Here is a 15,666-nt window from a genome sequence, read left to right as displayed (position 1 = left end):
CCCGGCGCTGCGCAGGCCCGATTCACAAGGTGGGCGAGTATACCTGCCGATAACTTGCAGTTCACCCCGAACGGGCATTTCTAAAAACGTAAGCGAGGCAGTCAGCACAAGGCTGAAAACAGGCGAAAAGCGGAGTTTACGGGCTGTAAATGAGCATTTGAGCCTGTTTTCTAACGCAGTGATGACAACGCAGCTAGTTTTTAGAAGTGCCCGAACCTTGGCCCGCGGCCAGCGTCCAATACCAACCTGCCACTACCCTGCCCTCATCATGCTACGAGCTCTGCTCTTGTCCCTCACCCTGATCACCAGCCTGGCCCAGGCCAACACCACCCAGCAATCACCCATCAGCCTCGACACCGACCAGGGCACCCTGTACGGCAGTCTGCTGGTGCCGCAGAGCGAAAAGCCGGTGCCGGTGGCGCTGCTGATCGCCGGCTCCGGCCCCACCGACCGCGACGGCAACAACCCTCAGGGCGGGCATAACGATGCGCTGAAGAAGCTGGCCCAGGTGCTGGCACGCAACGGCATCGCCAGCCTGCGCTACGACAAGCGCGGCGTGGCCGCCAGCCGCACCGCCACGCCGGACGAAAAGGACCTCAGCGTCGAGCGCTATGTGGCCGATGCCGAGGGCTGGGCCAGGATGCTCAAGGATGACCCGCGCTTCGACCGCCTGATTCTCATCGGCCACAGCGAAGGCGCGCTGATCGCCAGCCTGGCCGCGCCCGGTAGCCAGGCCGATGCCCTGGTGTCCATTGCCGGCCCCGCCTACCCCATCGGCCAGGTATTGGACATGCAACTGGCCATGCGCCTGCCGCCGCCGCTCCTGGCCGAGAGCAGGCACATCCTCGCCAACCTGATTCGCGGCAAGCTGCAGCCCAAGGTGCCCAGTGAACTGCAAGCGATCTATCGCCCCAGCGTACAGCCCTACCTGATCAGCCTGCTGCGCCAGGACCCGGCGGAAAACTTCGCTGCGCTGCAGATTCCAGCACTGATCGTGCAAGGCACCCACGACGCCCAGGTCAGCCCGGACAACGCCGAAGTACTCAAGCAGGCCAAGCCCGATGCCGAACTGGCGATGATCGCCGGCATGAACCATGTCCTGCGCATCACCCCGGCGCCCTGGAACGAACAGCTGGCGTCCTACGATGATCCACAGCTACCCTTGGCCCGTGCGCTGGGTGAGAAGATCCTGTCCTTTATTCACTCCAGTGCTGAGGAAAATGGCCGATAACGCATCGAAGGCCACCGAACAGTACACAGGACGCCCATGAGCGAGAACCCAGCCCCGCAGGCACAAGCGCCAGATGCCGAAGCGGCGACAAGCGAAACGCCTGCCGCGCCGCATCCCTGGGCGGACCTTCCAGCCGAGCAATTCAGCCTGCTGCGTCTGGCGCCGCTACCCGTCGACCGGGAAACCGGTCCGCGGCCACTGCGCTTCGTTCAGCTTGGCCGGGTGGAGCGTCACGCCAAAGACACGAGCCTGCTGCGCCTGACTATCCAGGTACCCGGCCAGCGTCTGCATCGCCACAACAACCTGCTGGAGGTCTGGGCCGACCATCAGCGCAAGGAGGTTCGCTTCGGCCCCGACAAGGGCCTGAGCGTAGAGCCGGGCAATCGTGGCCTGGGGCGCTTTCTCATGGCTCAGGGCATCGCCTGGGCACGCAAGCAGTACGCGCATTATCAGGTCGAGGGCGCTGCCCTGCCGACCAAGGACAACTTCAATGACGCCGCCCGCGCCCGCCGTGACCACGCGCTGAAGGCGCAGGGTTTCACCATCGAGTACAGCGACCCGTTGCAACTCAAGCCTTTCTACAGCGCCCCGCGAGTCAGCTCGCTGCATGGTGACTGGCATGCCGAGAAGGTGCAGATCATCGAGTTGCTGGACGCCGCCGCGATGTTGCAGCAGGCCGACCAGACGCTGCAGGAGCAGGACGTGAAACTGCGCAAGCTGGAAGATCGGCTCGAGCGCCTCAAGCGCGAAGACAGCGGCCTGCGCTTCACCATCACCTGCCTGGTGGCGTTCAGCCTGTTTCAGGCCGGCCTGCTGATCTGGATCGCCACGCGCTAGCGCCCCTGGTGCGCACGGCGCACCGTACGTCGCCCTGTCAGCCGCAACTCCCGTGTGGCCCCTGGTGCGCGCGGCGCACCCTACGTGACTACGTCAGCCGCAGCTCCCGTAGGGTGCGCCGTGCGCACCGGCGAATCAGCCTTCGATGCGCGAACGAAACAGTGCCTGATGCTCGCGGCACTGCTTGGCCGCCAGCAGGAACACGCCGTGTCCGCCGCGCTGGAAGTCCAGCCAGGTGAAGTCCACTTCCGGGTATAACGCCTCGACATGCACCTGGCTGTTGCCCACCTCGACGATCAGCACGCCACGCTCGGTGAGGTGATCGGCCGCTTCGGCCAGCATCCGTCGCACCAGATCCAGGCCATCATTGCCGCAGGCCAGGCCCATCGCCGGCTCGTGCTGGTATTCGGCGGGCATGTCGGCAAAATCCTCGGCGTCGACATAGGGCGGGTTGGAGACGATCAGGTCGAAACGCTGCCCCGGCAACCCAGCGAAACCATCGCCCTGCACGCAGTAGACGCGCTCTTCCAGGCCGTGGCGCTCGATGTTGAGGTTGGCTACCTCCAGCGCGTCGAACGACAGATCGCCCAGCACCACTTCCGCTTCAGGGAATTCGTAGGCGCAGGCGATGCCGATGCAGCCGGAGCCGGTGCACAGATCGAGAATGCGCGCCGGCTCGGTCGGCAGCCAGGGGGCGAAATGACGGTCGATCAGCTCGGCGATCGGCGAGCGCGGCACCAGCACACGCTCATCGACGACGAAGGGCAAACCGCAGAACCAGGCTTCGCCGAGCAGGTACGCGGTGGGTACACGCTCTTCGATACGGCGCTTGAGCAGCGCCTGCAGGTGGGCATGCTCGTCGTCTTCCAGGCGGCAATCGAGGTAGGTGTCGGAAATTTCCCAAGGCAGGTGCAGTGCACCGAGCACCAGTTGGCGCGCTTCATCCCAGGCGTTGTCGGTGCCATGGCCGAAGAACAGTTGCTCGGCCTGAAAACGGCTGACGGCCCAACGGATGTAATCGCGCAGGGTGCGTAAACGGGTAGTGAGAGCGGTCACGGGCGGCCTCCGGGTGAAAAGTGCGGAAGTTTAGCCCAGTGCGGGTGGCGAGCGCATGAATTGCGGGTTATCGAGTGTTCATAGCCGCTCGTGCTTCTTGCGCAAAGCATCGTCATCAGGACGGCGCAGCTCGCGCAGAACAGCGATGGCCACGGCGATGGAGAACAAAAGCCAGAAATGCGGGGAAAACTGCGACAAAAGTGACATGGCAACTCCTTTTGCGTACGACCCTGAGTCCTTCAGGGCAGTTCCAATTCTGCTCCGGCAACATGCACCGGGCAAGCCTTGGCGCAGATAGAGGTTCACAGAGCGCTCTGGCAAGCGGACAATGGCACATTATCACCATCAGCCAGGAGCCCGAGATGTCCCATCCGCAAACCATGTTCCAGCTCACCGGTCGTGGCCACGCGCCGGCCAGCCTGAACAATGCGACCCTGCTGATCATCGATGCCCAGGAAGAATACCGCAGCGGCGTACTGGCGCTGCCGGGCCTGGACCCCGCACTGGCAGAGATCGCCAGTCTGCTGGCAGCAGCGCGCAGTGCCGGTGCTGACATCGTTCACGTCAAACACCTTGGCATTCCCGGCGGCCTGCTCGACCCCAGCGGCCCGCGCGGTCGTCACCTGCCGGAAGCGGCCCCACTGGCTGGCGAGATCGTCGTGGAGAAACGCCTGCCCAACGCTTTTGCCGGCACCGAGTTGCATGATCGTCTGCAGGCGCTCGGTCATCTCGACCTGATCGTCTGCGGTTTCATGACCCATTCCAGCGTCAGCACCACCGTGCGCGCCGCCAAGGACTATGGATATCGCTGTACCCTGGTCGATGCCGCCTGCGCCACCCGCGACCTGCCCGCACCGGATGGCAGCGTGATAGCCGCCGCCGAGGTACATCGCATCGAGATGATCGCGCTGGGCGACAACTTCGCCACCCTGGTGCCGCACGCCAAATCGCTGGTGTGAAGCCTGTTGCAGTTATCGCCAACGCTGCGGAACCCGGACGCGACCAGTCGGTCATACCGGCGATAAGCCAAAGGAAATCGGAATGAAGCTGTCCGACGATTTCGATGCACGCCGCTTGCGCCCACGCCAGCCGAGACACTGGCGCCTGCGTATCGGAGCCGGCCTGGGCGCCCTGCTCGCCACTTTCGGCATTCTCTTGTCGATGGCGGGCGTCGCTTCACTGGCAGGTCGCGCGCCAGTGCTGGGTACGCTGAACGACTCCACCGGCGAGGCCATCGTTCTGCTGCTGCTCGGCCTGTTCCTGTTGTGGGCCGGCGTCGCCTTCTGGCGTCGCTGCCGCAGACGCCTGCGTCGCCCCAGCGACCTGAGCCTGTCGCCATCACTGATGAAAAAGCGCGACTGAATCGCCAATAACCGTAGGAGCTGGCTTGCCAGCGATGCTTTGCACCGAAAGAGGCATTGATCGCCCGCAAGCGGGCTCCTACCAATTCGTCTTTGCAGCGCTACAGGGCCGAACATTTGGGTAAAATGCCCGCCTGTTTCGCGGAGCCACCGATGCAAGACGACGATTTTTCCCTGTTCCAGGCCGAGCTGCGCGGCGTCAAGCCGATCAAGCACGACCGCGCCGACACCGGCAAACCCAAAGCTGACAGTAAACGGTTCAGCTCCCTGCGCCAGGCTGCAACCATCAGCCAGGGCGAGACCAAGGTGGACGGGCTGTCTGACCAGTTCGTCATCGACGTCGGCGCCGAAGACCCGCTGTACTGGGCCGGCAACGGCGTGCAGGACGGTCAGATGCGCAAGCTCAAGCTGGGCCAGATCCCCTTCGACGGCAGCCTCGACCTGCACGGCATGAGCGTCGAGAAGGCCCGCGACACACTGTGGGAGTTTCTCGCCGAAGCCACCAAGCTGGAGATTCGCTGCGTGCGCGTCACCCACGGCAAGGCAGTGCGCATGGACGGGCGCAAGCCGATGATCAAGAGCCATGTAAACACCTGGCTGCGCCAGCACCCGCAGGTGCTGGGTTTCAGCTCCTGCCTGGCCAAACACGGTGGCACCGGCGCGGTGTACATCATCCTCAAGCGCACCATGATGGATGGTCGCGACGAGTAATGAGATAACCGCATTGGCGCCTGGCACTCTTGTCAGGCCCTTGTCGGCGCCCTACCCTGCGCCCATTCGATACCCAACAGGATTTTCCATGTCCCTGGAACAACAGTACACCGCGATCCTCGGCCAGCTTGGCGAGGACGTTACCCGCGAAGGCCTGCTGGACACGCCCAAGCGCGCCGCCAAAGCCATGCAGTACCTCTGTCGTGGCTACCAGCAGACGCTGGAAGAAGTCACCAACGGCGCACTGTTCAGCTCCGACAACAGCGAAATGGTGCTGGTCAAGAACATCGAGCTGTACTCACTGTGCGAGCATCACCTGCTGCCGTTCATCGGCAAGGCTCACGTCGCCTACATTCCCAACGGCAAGGTGCTCGGCCTATCCAAGGTGGCGCGCATCGTCGACATGTACGCGCGGCGTCTGCAGATCCAGGAAAACCTCAGTCGGCAGATCGCCGAAGCGGTCGAGCAGGTCACCGGTGCACTGGGCGTGGCAGTGGTCATCGAAGCGCAGCACATGTGCATGATGATGCGCGGCGTGGAGAAGCAGAATTCCTCCATGGTCACCTCGGTGATGCTCGGCGAGTTCCGCAGCAACCCGGCGACACGCGGCGAATTTCTCAATCTGGTTCGCTGACACCACTCAAGACGACGGCCACTCACTTCTCTGAACGGCCGTCGCTGCTTAGCGCAAAATCGCGTAGCGATGCCTTCCTTGATGCCTCTCCCTTGACGAGAAGGTGGCGCGAAGCGCCGGATGAGGGGGCAGGCCAAGAAGATATTCATCATTTGGGTTGCCGCCCGCGGCATGCCCGCTCAGGAGTCAAAAACATGTTGCTCAAAGCCATTCGTATCGGCCTGGGCCAGCTCGTCATATTCGTCGACTGGATCAGCCGCCCGCGCAAGCTCAAGCGCAGCCCCGAGGCGCAAGCCGAAGTCGAGCGCGCCACCGCCGACCTGGCGCTGTACCAGTTCCACGCCTGCCCGTTCTGCGTCAAGGTGCGGCGCAGCCTGCATCGCCTCAACCTGCCGGTGCAGTTGCGCGACGCCAAGAACGATGCCGAACACCGGCAGGCGCTGGAGCAACACGGCGGCCGCATCAAGGTGCCGTGCCTGCGCATCGAGGAAAACGGTCAGAGCACCTGGCTGTATGAATCCAAGGCGATCATCGCCTATCTGGATCAGCGTTTCGCCGGTTGAGCCACGCTTTCGTAGGAGCCGGCTTGCCGGCGATGCTTCTGCGTAAAGGATCGCCGGCAAGCCGGCTCCTACAGGTTCAGAGCTCGACACCTAAACTTCGCCCAGTCCTGTAGCCCGGATGCAATCCGGGAGCCTTGGAGCTACCTGCACCGGTCATTTCGCGGCTGAAGCCGCTCCTACAGGATCGGCGCATCTTCGCCTCCCTTGCAGGAGCGAGCGCTGCTCGCGAACAGCGCCCTAGGGTTCGATGCCGTAGGCCTTGAGCTGCTCGAGGAACTGCGCTTCGTCCAATACCTTAACCCCGAGCTCACTGGCCTTGGCCAGCTTCGAGCCAGCGCCCGGCCCTGCGACAACGCAATGGGTCTTGGCTGATACCGAGCCGGCCACCTTGGCACCGAGGCTTTCCAGCTTCTCCTTGGCCACGTCGCGACTCATCACCTCCAGGGTACCGGTCAGCACCCAGGTCTGGCCGGCCAGCGGCAGGCCTTCGGCGACCTTTTTCTCGCTGTCCCAGTGCATGCCGAACTCACGCAACTGCTGCTCGATGGCGCGAGCCAGCTGGGCATTTTCAGCGTTGTCGAAGAACTCTCGCACAGCCTTGGCCTGCTTCTCCGGCAGGGTCTGGCGCATGTCCAGCCAATCGCCGCCGAGTACGCCTTCGAGACTGCCGAAACGCTCAGCCAATTTCTGTGCAGCACCGGGGCCGACACTCGGAATGTTCAGCTTGTCGAGCATACCTCCGAGGGTGGCAACGGCCGAGAACTCGGCGCTCAGTTCGCCCTCTTCCTGCAACTCGAGGCCGCACTCGCCGAGCAAGGCGCTGATCACCTGCTGGTTGTGCGCGTCCTCGAAGAAGCTGTGGATCTCATGCGCCACTTCCAGGCCGATATCCGGCAGATAGGTCAGCACTTGCGGCAGCGCCTTTCGCACGCGCGCCAGCGAGGCCAGGGAGCGCGCCAGCACCTTGGCGGTTTCCTCGCCCACATCGGGGATACCGAGCGCATAGATAAAGCGCGCCAGCGTAGGCTTGCGGCTATCGGCGATGGCCGCCAGCAGCTTGTTGCTGGAGACCTCGGCGAAGCCTTCCAGGCCGATGATCTGCTCGTACTGCAGCTTGTACAGGTCGGCCGGTGAGGCGATCAGCTTCTCGTCCACCAACTGCTCGATGGTCTTGTCGCCGAGACCTTCGATGTCCATGGCGCGGCGCGAGACGAAGTGAATGATCGCCTGCTTGAGCTGCGCCTGGCAGCTCAGGCGACCAACACAGCGATACACCGAACCTTCGCTGACCGACTCCTTGCCCTTGCTGCGCTTGACCAGTTGCGTGCGCTCCACCGCCGAGCCACACACCGGGCATTGCTCGGGGATGTGCACGGGGCGCGCATTATCCGGACGACGCTCGGGCACCACCGCCATTACCTGCGGGATCACGTCACCGGCGCGGCGGATGATCACCGTATCGCCGATCATCACGCCGAGACGCGCCACCTCGTCCATGTTGTGCAGGGTGGCATTGGCCACCATGACGCCGGCCACCTTGACCGGGTTCAGCCGCGCCACGGGCGTGACCGCGCCGGTGCGGCCGACCTGAAATTCCACGTCGAGCAGCTCGGTGAGTTCCTCCTGCGCCGGGAATTTGTGGGCGATGGCCCAGTGCGGGGTGCGCGCACGAAAACCCAGCTGCTGCTGATCCTCGATATTGTTGACCTTGAACACCACGCCATCGATGTCATAGGCCAGGTTCATGCGCCGCTCACCGATATCACGGTAGTAGTCCAGGCAAGCTTCCACGCCTTTGGCCAGCTTCAGTTCGCGACTGATGGGCACACCCCAGGCCTTGAGCTGCTGCAGCATGGCCACCTGAGTGCCCGGCAGTTCGCCGCTGACCTGGCCGACGCCGTAGCAGCAGAACTCCAGCGGCCGGCTGGCAGTGATTTTCGGATCGAGCTGACGCAGGCTGCCGGCGGCAGCGTTACGCGGGTTGGCGAAGGTCTTGCCGCCGCTCTCGGCCTGGCGCGCATTCAACTCCTCGAAGCCGGCCTTGGGCATGAACACTTCGCCACGTACTTCCAGCACCTGCGGCCAGCCCTCGCCCTGCAGCTTGAGCGGCACGTTGCGGATGGTGCGTACGTTGCTGGTGATGTCCTCGCCGGTACTGCCATCACCGCGCGTGGCGCCGCGCACCAGTTGGCCGTTTTCGTAACGCAGGCTGACGGCCAGACCATCGAGCTTGGGTTCGCAGCTGTACTCGACCTCGGCACCGCCGCCGAACAGATCGCCGCCCTGCATACCGAGGCCGTTCTGCACGCTGCGGTCGAAGGCGCGCAAGTCGTCTTCCTCGAAGGCATTGCCGAGGCTGAGCATCGGCACTTCATGGCGCACCTCGCCAAAGGCGCTGAGCGCTTCACCGCCGACGCGCTGGGTCGGCGACTCCGGTGTCACCAGCTCCGGATGCTCCGCCTCCAGCGCTTGCAGTTCGCGGAACAGGCGGTCGTACTCGGCGTCCGGCACGCTCGGTTCGTCCAGCACGTAATAACGGTAGTTGTGCGCGTCCAGTTCATTGCGCAGTTCGGAAATACGTTGGGCGGCGTCGGTCATGCTCGGTCTCTCAAACGAAAAGAGCAGCCTCGGCTGCTCTTTTGCAATGCACTGGTGTTTCAGCGTTTCTGGGTCAGTTGCCGGCGCTCGAATTCGACGATGCGCTGGCGGTAGTGTTCGATGGTTTGCGCAGTCATCACGCTGCGCTGGTCGTCCTTCAGCTCACCGCCCAGTTCATGGGCCAGCTTGCGCGCCGCAGCGACCATCACGTCGAAGGCCTGCTTCGGATGACGCGGGCCGGGCAGACTGAGGAAGAAGCTCACCGCACGGGTGCTGAAGCCTTCGATGTCGTCCAGATCGAAAGTGCCTGGTTTGAGCGCATTGGCCATGGAGAACAGCACCTCGCCGTTGCCTGCCATGCTCTCGTGACGGTGGAAGATGTCCATCTCGCCGAAACGCAGACCGCTTTCGAGAATGTTCTGCAGCAGCGCCGGGCCCTTGAAACCAAAGTCGTCACGGGCGACCACGTTGATCACCAGCACCTCTTCCACCGGTGCGGCATCGACAGCCGGCCTGGTGGCTTTCTTGGGTTCGACGGGCTGGTCATCGACCGGGTTGAGCAAGGTCGGTACCGGCTCATCGACGGCCAGATTGAGGTCGCCCTGCTGAGGCTCGTTGCGAGGACGACGCGGCAGGTCCTTGGCAGTCATCGAGGGCAGGTCGTCTTCATCCAGTTGCGGCTCGTGGTCGCGTTGCACCACACGCGGTGTACTGAGCAGATCCGGATCACTGTCGTCGTCCGACATATTGGCGAAGCTGCGGTCAAGTCTGAACTTGAGCTTGCCCTTGCCTCCGCGCATACGGCGCCAGCCGTCGAACAGGATGCCAGCGATAACGATGATGCCAATAACGATCAGCCACTCGCGCAGACCGAATTCCATGAAATACCTGACCCTTAAAAATTCTGGTGAAAAAAAGATCCAATCAAACGGATCACAACTCGACTATAAAACGCGGCGCCAACTTCATGTTCTACCTGACGTTTTCCGCGTGTAACAAAAGTGGGCAATAAGCTAGCACGACGAAAGGCAACTTTACACAGGCAGCCACATAAGCTTTTGCCCGTACTCAGTTAATCTCGCGGCGCACTGCCATCACGCCTCCACCATCGCCAGCGCCTCCTCGACATCCACCGCCACCAGACGCGAGCAACCCGGCTCGTGCATGGTAACTCCCATCAACTGATCGGCCATTTCCATGGCGATCTTGTTGTGGGTGATGTAGATGAACTGCACCGTTGCCGACATCTCCTTGACCAGCCGCGCGTAGCGCCCGACGTTGGCGTCGTCCAGCGGTGCATCCACTTCGTCCAACATGCAGAACGGCGCCGGATTGAGCTGGAAGATGGAAAACACCAATGCCAGGGCGGTCAGCGCTTTCTCTCCACCGGAGAGCAAATGAATGGTGCTGTTCTTCTTGCCCGGGGGCCGCGCCATGATGGTTACACCGGTATCGAGTAAATCTTCGCCGGTGAGTTCCAAATAAGCGTTGCCGCCACCGAAAACTTTTGGAAAGAGTGCCTGCAAACCGCCATTGATCTGATCGAAGGTATCCTTGAAACGATTGCGCGTTTCCTTGTCGATCTTGCGAATGACGTTTTCCAGGGTTTCCAGTGCCTCGACCAGATCCGCATCCTGCGCATCCAGATAGCGCTTGCGCTCGGACTGCTGCTGATACTCGTCGATGGCCGCCAGGTTGATCGGCCCGAGCCGCGCGATACGTGCGGCCATGCGCTCCAGCTCCTCTTCCCAGGCGCTTTCCGTGGCCTCGGCCGGCAGCGTGGCGATCACCCCGTGCAGGTCGTAATTGTCCTCGGCGAGCTGATCGGCAAGCGCCTTGCGTCGCACGTTGAGCGACTGCCAGTCCATGCGCTGTTGCTCCAGCTGGCTGCGCAGCAGTTGCGCCTGCTGCTCGGCCTGGGTGCGGCGCTTCTCGGCATCGCGCAGTTCACGGTCGGCGTCTTCCAGCGCCAGACGCGCCTGACGCAGTTCGTCGTCCACCGCCATGCGCCGCTCGAGCAGCTCTTCGAGCTTGATGCGCAGTTCTTCCAGCGGCGCCTCGCCTTCCTCCAGGTTTAGCGACAGCTGCTCGCGCCGCTCATGCAGGCGCTCGGCTTGCATTTCCAGGCGTTCCAGCGCCTGGCGGGTGGAGTCGTGCTGCGCCTTGAGCGAGCCGACGCGCACCGCCAGTTGATGCGCATGATCCTTGTGCTGACGCGCGTCCTGGCGCACACGGTCGAGGCGCTCGCGCAGACTGTCGCGGCTGGCCAGCAAGCTTTCGCGCTGCTCATTGTCCAGCGCCATGGCGTCCAGTGCATCCTGCAGTTGCAGCCGCGACTCACCCAGTTGTTCCTGCTCGATCTCGCGCTGCTCGGCCGCTTCCTGCAGCTCGTCGTGCAGACGGCGACGGCGCAGGCCCAGTTGCTCGGCCTTGGCCTGGCTGGCGGACAGCCGCGCCTTCAGCTCACTCAGCTGGCGCGCCAGCTCCTGACCCTGGCGGCGCTGCTGTTCACGCTGTTCTTCCTGACGGCGCTGCTCTTCGCGCAGCCCCAGCAAGCGTTCATCCAGTTGCGCCAGGGCCGCCTCACGCTCGTCGCGCTCCAGCTGCAGGCGTTCCAGCTCCTGACCGCGCGCCAGCACGCCGCTGTCTGCCTCGGCGGCGCGACGCACGCGCAGGAAATGCCGGCCGACCCAGTAGCCGTCGCGACTGATCAGGCTTTCGCCCTCGGCCAATTGCGAGCGAGCCGCCAGCGCCTGCTCCAGGGATTCCACCGGGCGCACGCCGGCCAACCAGGGTGACAGGTCGTGGCTCGACTCGACCTTGTCCAGCAGGCTACCGGCGCGGCGCGCGCCGCCCCTGGCGGGACTGGCCAGGCGCAGCTCGCCCTGCTCCAGCGCCGAGAAATCCAGCCCGAGGAAATCATCCAGCAGCACCGCCTGCAGGTCGGCGCCGAGCACGGTTTCCACCGCCAGTTCCCAGCCGGCTTCCACGCGCAGCCCTTCGGCCAGGCGCGGGCGCTGCAGCAGGTTCTGTTCACGTAGCCAATCACCCGCGCCCTGCCCCGGATCGAGCGCTGCCTGTTGCAGCGCTTCCAGCGAAGCCAGGCGACCGTTCAGCCGTTGCAGCTCGCCCTGCGCCTGCTGTTGGGCCTGTCCGGCCTGCTGCAGTTCCTCGCGCAGTTGTTGCAGACGCTCGGCCTGCTGCTCTTCGGCCAGGTGCAGGGATTCCTGCTCCAGCTCACCAGCAGCGAGCTGTTCGTTCAGTTCGAGAATGGCCGCATCTTCGGGGTCAGCGGCCAGTTGCTGCAGTTCTTCGCCCAGACGGCGCTGGCGTTCGGCCAGGCGCTCCAGGCTCTGCTCCAGTTGGGCGATGCGCGACTGCTGCACCTCGGCCTGGCGACGCGGCTCGGCGCTGCGCTGGTTGAAGCCGTCCCACTGCTCCTGCCAGCCGTGCATGGCGGCCTCGGCCTCTTCCAGGCTGGCGGCAGACTCCTCGGCGGCGGCGGCGGTCATCTCCTGCTCGGGCAGGAGCATCTCCAGCTCTTCGCCCAGGGTGGCCAGCAGGGTACGGTCGTGACCAAGGTGGGATTCGGTTTCCAGGCGCGCCTTTTCCGCCTCGCGCAGGTCATCCTGCAACTGGCGCAGGCGCTGCTGGCCGTGCTGGATGCTCTGCTCGACGCGGGCGATATCGCCGCCCACGGAATAGAAGCGGCCCTGCACCAGATTGAACCGCTCGCTCAATTCATGATGCCCGTCGCGCAGGCGCTCGATGCTGGCATCGGCGCTGCGCTGCTCGGCCACCAGGGCCTCGAAGGCCACTTCCTGGTCGCCGATCACCTGCTCGCGGCTGCCGACCTGCTGGTTCAGACTCTGCCAGCGCAGAGCCAGCAATTGCGCCTTGAGCTGGCGCTCCTCGGCCTTGTATTCCTGATATTTCTCAGCCGCCTGGGCCTGGCGATGCAGACGCTCGAGCTGGCGTTCCAGTTCTTCACGCAAGTCGCTCAGGCGCTCCAGGTTTTCCTGGGTACGACGGATGCGGTTTTCGGTCTCGCGGCGGCGCTCCTTGTATTTGGAGATGCCGGCGGCTTCCTCGATGAAGTTGCGCAGTTCCTCGGGCTTGGCCTCGATCAGCTTGCTGATCATGCCCTGCTCGATGATCGAGTAGCTGCGCGGGCCAAGACCGGTGCCGAGGAAGATGTCGGTGATGTCGCGGCGCCGGCATTTGGTGCCGTTGAGGAAATAGGTGTTCTGGCCGTCGCGGGTCACCCGACGGCGAATGGAAATCTCGGCGAAGGCAGCGTATTCCCCTACCAGCGAATTGTCGCTGTTGTCGAAGATCAGCTCGATGGAAGCCTGGGTCACCGGCTTGCGCGTGTTGGAGCCGTTGAAGATGACGTCGGTCATCGACTCGCCACGCAGGTTCTTCGCCGAGCTTTCGCCCATCACCCAGCGCACGGCGTCGATGATGTTGGACTTGCCACAACCATTGGGCCCGACCACCGCCGCCATGTTGCTGGGGAAGCTAACCGTCGTCGGATCGACGAAGGATTTGAAGCCGGCCAGCTTGATGTTCTTCAGGCGCATCGTGGCTTAGCGCTCGGCCAGGGTCGCCAGCACCAGCTGGCAATTGTGCTGACCGTAAGCCTGCAACACTTCGCGGGCGCGCGCGTTGTCACGGGCGATGATCGCCTGCAGCAGGCTGGCGAAGGTGCCCATGAACTGCCCCATCTCGCCTTTGCGCCGCTCCAGCGCCAGGTGATAGGTGCGACTGATGGCCGGCAGCAGATTCTCCAGGGTTTCCTGCAAATAGGGATTGTCGGCGAAGGGAAAGGCCGCACGCATCACGTCGAAGCTGCTCTCGACGAAGGCGCCGATATCGCCGCGCTCCAGACTGGCCAGCAGGCGCTGCTGGATATCGACGAAGGGCGCCAGGTCGGTTTCCACCTTCCAGCGCTCGATCACCGCACGCGCCAGCATGATGTAGAGCTCGATGGTCAGCGCGTAAAGGCTGGTGACGTGATGCGGGGTCAGTTCGCTGACCTGGGCACCACGGCGCGGCAGGATCACGATCAGGTGGCGACGCTCGAGAATCAGCAGCGCTTCGCGCACCGAACCGCGACTGACGTTGAGGGCCTGGGTGACTTTCTGCTCCTGGATGCGCTCACGCTCCTTGAGCTCACCGCGAATGATGCGTTCGGCCAGGTAATGGGCAATTTGCTCGGCGAGGCTGTCCGGGGCCTTGAATGTCATGACATTCCTTATTTGCGTCGATCCAGGGGCAGGCGGTCGAGTCTGGGAGCCCCGTCACGGCTGGGCGGGAGCAAAAAAATCTGGCGGCGAGTGTAACACAGGGTGTTACCCCGCCAAGCGTCCCCACAGGGCACTTTCCGTTCTAAAGATTGGTCGTGGGCATCTGTCCATGAAAATGGATTGTCCTACAATCCGAGATATGCCCCTCGACAGTAATGACCGGGAGAATTCGATGTTCGAACGCCTGCCTTCACACTGGATGCTCGCCCTGAAAAAGGTCGGCTACTGGATCTGGCTGATCCCGGTACTGGGCATCCCGCTGAGCTATCACTGGTCACAGGGCAGCGCCCATGCAGACGCCTGGCCCTGGCTGGTGATCAGCGTGGTGTTCGGCGTGATTCCCCTGCTGGACTTCGTCGTCGGCCGCGACCCGGCCAACCCGGATGAGCGCGACGAAGTGCCGGCACTGGAAGCTCAGGGCTACTACCGCCTGCTGAGCCTGGCCACGGTGCCGCTGCTGCTGGCGATGCTGGTGTGGAGCGGCTGGATATTCGCCACTTACGAAGGCTGGAGCTGGGTCGGCAAGCTCGGCTGGGTGCTGTCGGTCGGCACGGTGATGGGCGCCATCGGCATCACCGTGTCGCACGAACTGATCCACAAGGACGCACTCCTGGAGCAGAATGCCGGCGGTCTGCTACTGGCAGCGGTGTGCTATGCCGGCTTCAAGGTGGAACATGTGCGCGGCCACCACGTTCACGTCTCCACGCCCGAGGATGCCTCCTCCTCACGCTTCGGCCAGAGCCTGTATGCCTTTTTGCCCCACGCCTACAAGCACAACTTTCTCAACGCCTGGAAGCTGGAGGCCGAGCGTCTCAAGCGGCGCGGCCTGCAGGCACTGCATTGGCGCAACGAGCTGATCGGGTGGTACGCCATCAGCGCGCTCATGCTGCTCGGCTTCACCCTCTTCTTCGGCTGGCTGGGTGCCCTGTTCTTCCTCGGCCAGGCGTTCATCGCCTTCACCCTGCTGGAGATCGTCAACTATGTCGAACACTACGGCCTGCACCGGCGCAAGCTGGACAATGGCCGCTATGAGCGCACCAATGCACATCATTCCTGGAACAGCAATTTCCTGCTGACCAACCTCTTTCTCTTCCACTTGCAGCGCCACTCCGACCACCACGCCTACGCCAAGCGCCGCTACCAGGTGCTGCGCCATTTCGATGACAGCCCGCAGTTGCCCAATGGCTATGCGGGGATGATCGTGCTCGCGGTGCTCCCACCGCTGTGGCGCGCCGTGATGGACCCCAGGGTGCGTGCCTATTACGCCGGCGAAGAGCACCAACTGAGTGAGTCGCAACTGACGTAAACCTCCCGCTCCAGCAACCCCGGCAGTGCAAGCTCCCGGGGTTTTGCTTTTGTAGGGTAT

At 63.5% G+C, this 15,666-nt stretch carries 14 protein-coding genes; 8 read left to right on the top strand and 6 right to left on the bottom strand.

The features are described 5' to 3' along the window. Positions 1-268: 268 nt before the first annotated feature. Together GV002_RS07140 and GV002_RS07135 are read left to right on the top strand one after the other, a co-directional pair. Positions 269-1,231, top strand: a complete 963-nt coding sequence (locus GV002_RS07140; protein WP_160017685.1) for an alpha/beta hydrolase — start codon at positions 269-271, stop codon at positions 1,229-1,231. Positions 1,232-1,267: 36 nt separating this feature from the next. Continuing rightward, positions 1,268-2,068 (top strand): hypothetical protein, encoded by an 801-nt coding sequence (locus GV002_RS07135; protein WP_160017684.1) that lies wholly within the window; start codon positions 1,268-1,270, stop codon positions 2,066-2,068. Positions 2,069-2,203: 135 nt separating this feature from the next. On the opposite strand, the gene prmB is transcribed toward GV002_RS07135, so the two are convergent. Next, complete coding sequence (prmB, locus tag GV002_RS07130) at positions 2,204-3,124, bottom strand: 50S ribosomal protein L3 N(5)-glutamine methyltransferase (protein WP_160017683.1); 921 nt, start codon at positions 3,122-3,124, stop codon at positions 2,204-2,206. A 78-nt stretch (positions 3,125-3,202) separates the two neighbouring features. Beyond that, a complete protein-coding gene (locus tag GV002_RS24270; RefSeq protein WP_256667044.1) occupies positions 3,203-3,331 on the bottom strand; it encodes a hypothetical protein in 129 nt (42 codons plus the stop codon). 155 nt (positions 3,332-3,486) lie between these two features. Between GV002_RS24270 and GV002_RS07125 the strand changes: the two genes are divergently transcribed. From GV002_RS07125 to GV002_RS07105, 5 genes are all read left to right on the top strand, one after another. After that, positions 3,487-4,083: a cysteine hydrolase family protein gene (locus tag GV002_RS07125; protein ID WP_017679227.1), complete on the top strand. Its 597-nt coding sequence runs from the start codon at positions 3,487-3,489 to the stop codon at positions 4,081-4,083. Between the two features lie 82 nt (positions 4,084-4,165). Then, entirely contained in the window at positions 4,166-4,486 is a 321-nt protein-coding gene (locus GV002_RS07120) for a hypothetical protein (protein ID WP_160017682.1), read from the top strand. 152 nt (positions 4,487-4,638) lie between these two features. Beyond that, on the top strand, positions 4,639-5,196 hold the full coding sequence (locus GV002_RS07115; protein WP_160017681.1) for a Smr/MutS family protein: 558 nt from the start codon (positions 4,639-4,641) through the stop codon (positions 5,194-5,196). Positions 5,197-5,284: 88 nt separating this feature from the next. Further along, the gene (folE, locus tag GV002_RS07110; RefSeq protein WP_075748315.1) at positions 5,285-5,830 is read left to right on the top strand and encodes a GTP cyclohydrolase I FolE; all 546 of its coding nucleotides are present in this window, start codon (positions 5,285-5,287) and stop codon (positions 5,828-5,830) included. 194 nt (positions 5,831-6,024) lie between these two features. After that, positions 6,025-6,393, top strand: coding sequence for a glutaredoxin family protein (locus GV002_RS07105; protein ID WP_160017680.1), 369 nt, complete (start codon positions 6,025-6,027; stop codon positions 6,391-6,393). A 237-nt stretch (positions 6,394-6,630) separates the two neighbouring features. Here the strand turns inward: GV002_RS07105 and ligA are convergent, their stop codons facing one another. From ligA to GV002_RS07085, 4 genes are all read right to left on the bottom strand, one after another. Then, positions 6,631-8,991 carry an NAD-dependent DNA ligase LigA gene (ligA, locus tag GV002_RS07100; RefSeq protein WP_160017679.1) on the bottom strand — a complete coding sequence of 787 codons (2,361 nt, stop codon included), beginning with the start codon at positions 8,989-8,991 and terminating at the stop codon, positions 6,631-6,633. A gap of 59 nt (positions 8,992-9,050) precedes the next feature. Continuing rightward, on the bottom strand, positions 9,051-9,872 hold the full coding sequence (gene zipA, locus GV002_RS07095; RefSeq protein ID WP_160017678.1) for a cell division protein ZipA: 822 nt from the start codon (positions 9,870-9,872) through the stop codon (positions 9,051-9,053). 213 nt (positions 9,873-10,085) lie between these two features. Continuing rightward, the gene (gene smc / locus GV002_RS07090; RefSeq protein WP_160017677.1) at positions 10,086-13,574 is read right to left on the bottom strand and encodes a chromosome segregation protein SMC; all 3,489 of its coding nucleotides are present in this window, start codon (positions 13,572-13,574) and stop codon (positions 10,086-10,088) included. A gap of 6 nt (positions 13,575-13,580) precedes the next feature. Continuing rightward, positions 13,581-14,240: a GntR family transcriptional regulator gene (locus GV002_RS07085; RefSeq protein ID WP_160017676.1), complete on the bottom strand. Its 660-nt coding sequence runs from the start codon at positions 14,238-14,240 to the stop codon at positions 13,581-13,583. A 232-nt stretch (positions 14,241-14,472) separates the two neighbouring features. On the opposite strand from GV002_RS07085, the gene GV002_RS07080 reads away from it, so the two are divergent. Then, positions 14,473-15,606, top strand: coding sequence for an alkane 1-monooxygenase (locus GV002_RS07080; RefSeq protein WP_160017675.1), 1,134 nt, complete (start codon positions 14,473-14,475; stop codon positions 15,604-15,606). Positions 15,607-15,666 lie beyond the last annotated feature (60 nt).

This window comes from Pseudomonas sp. 8O (assembly GCF_902506495.1).
GTDB classification, from domain to species: domain Bacteria; phylum Pseudomonadota; class Gammaproteobacteria; order Pseudomonadales; family Pseudomonadaceae; genus Aquipseudomonas; species Aquipseudomonas chaetocerotis.
Note: the sequence above shows the minus strand (reverse complement) of the source record. Positions and strands in the feature narration are given on the sequence as shown.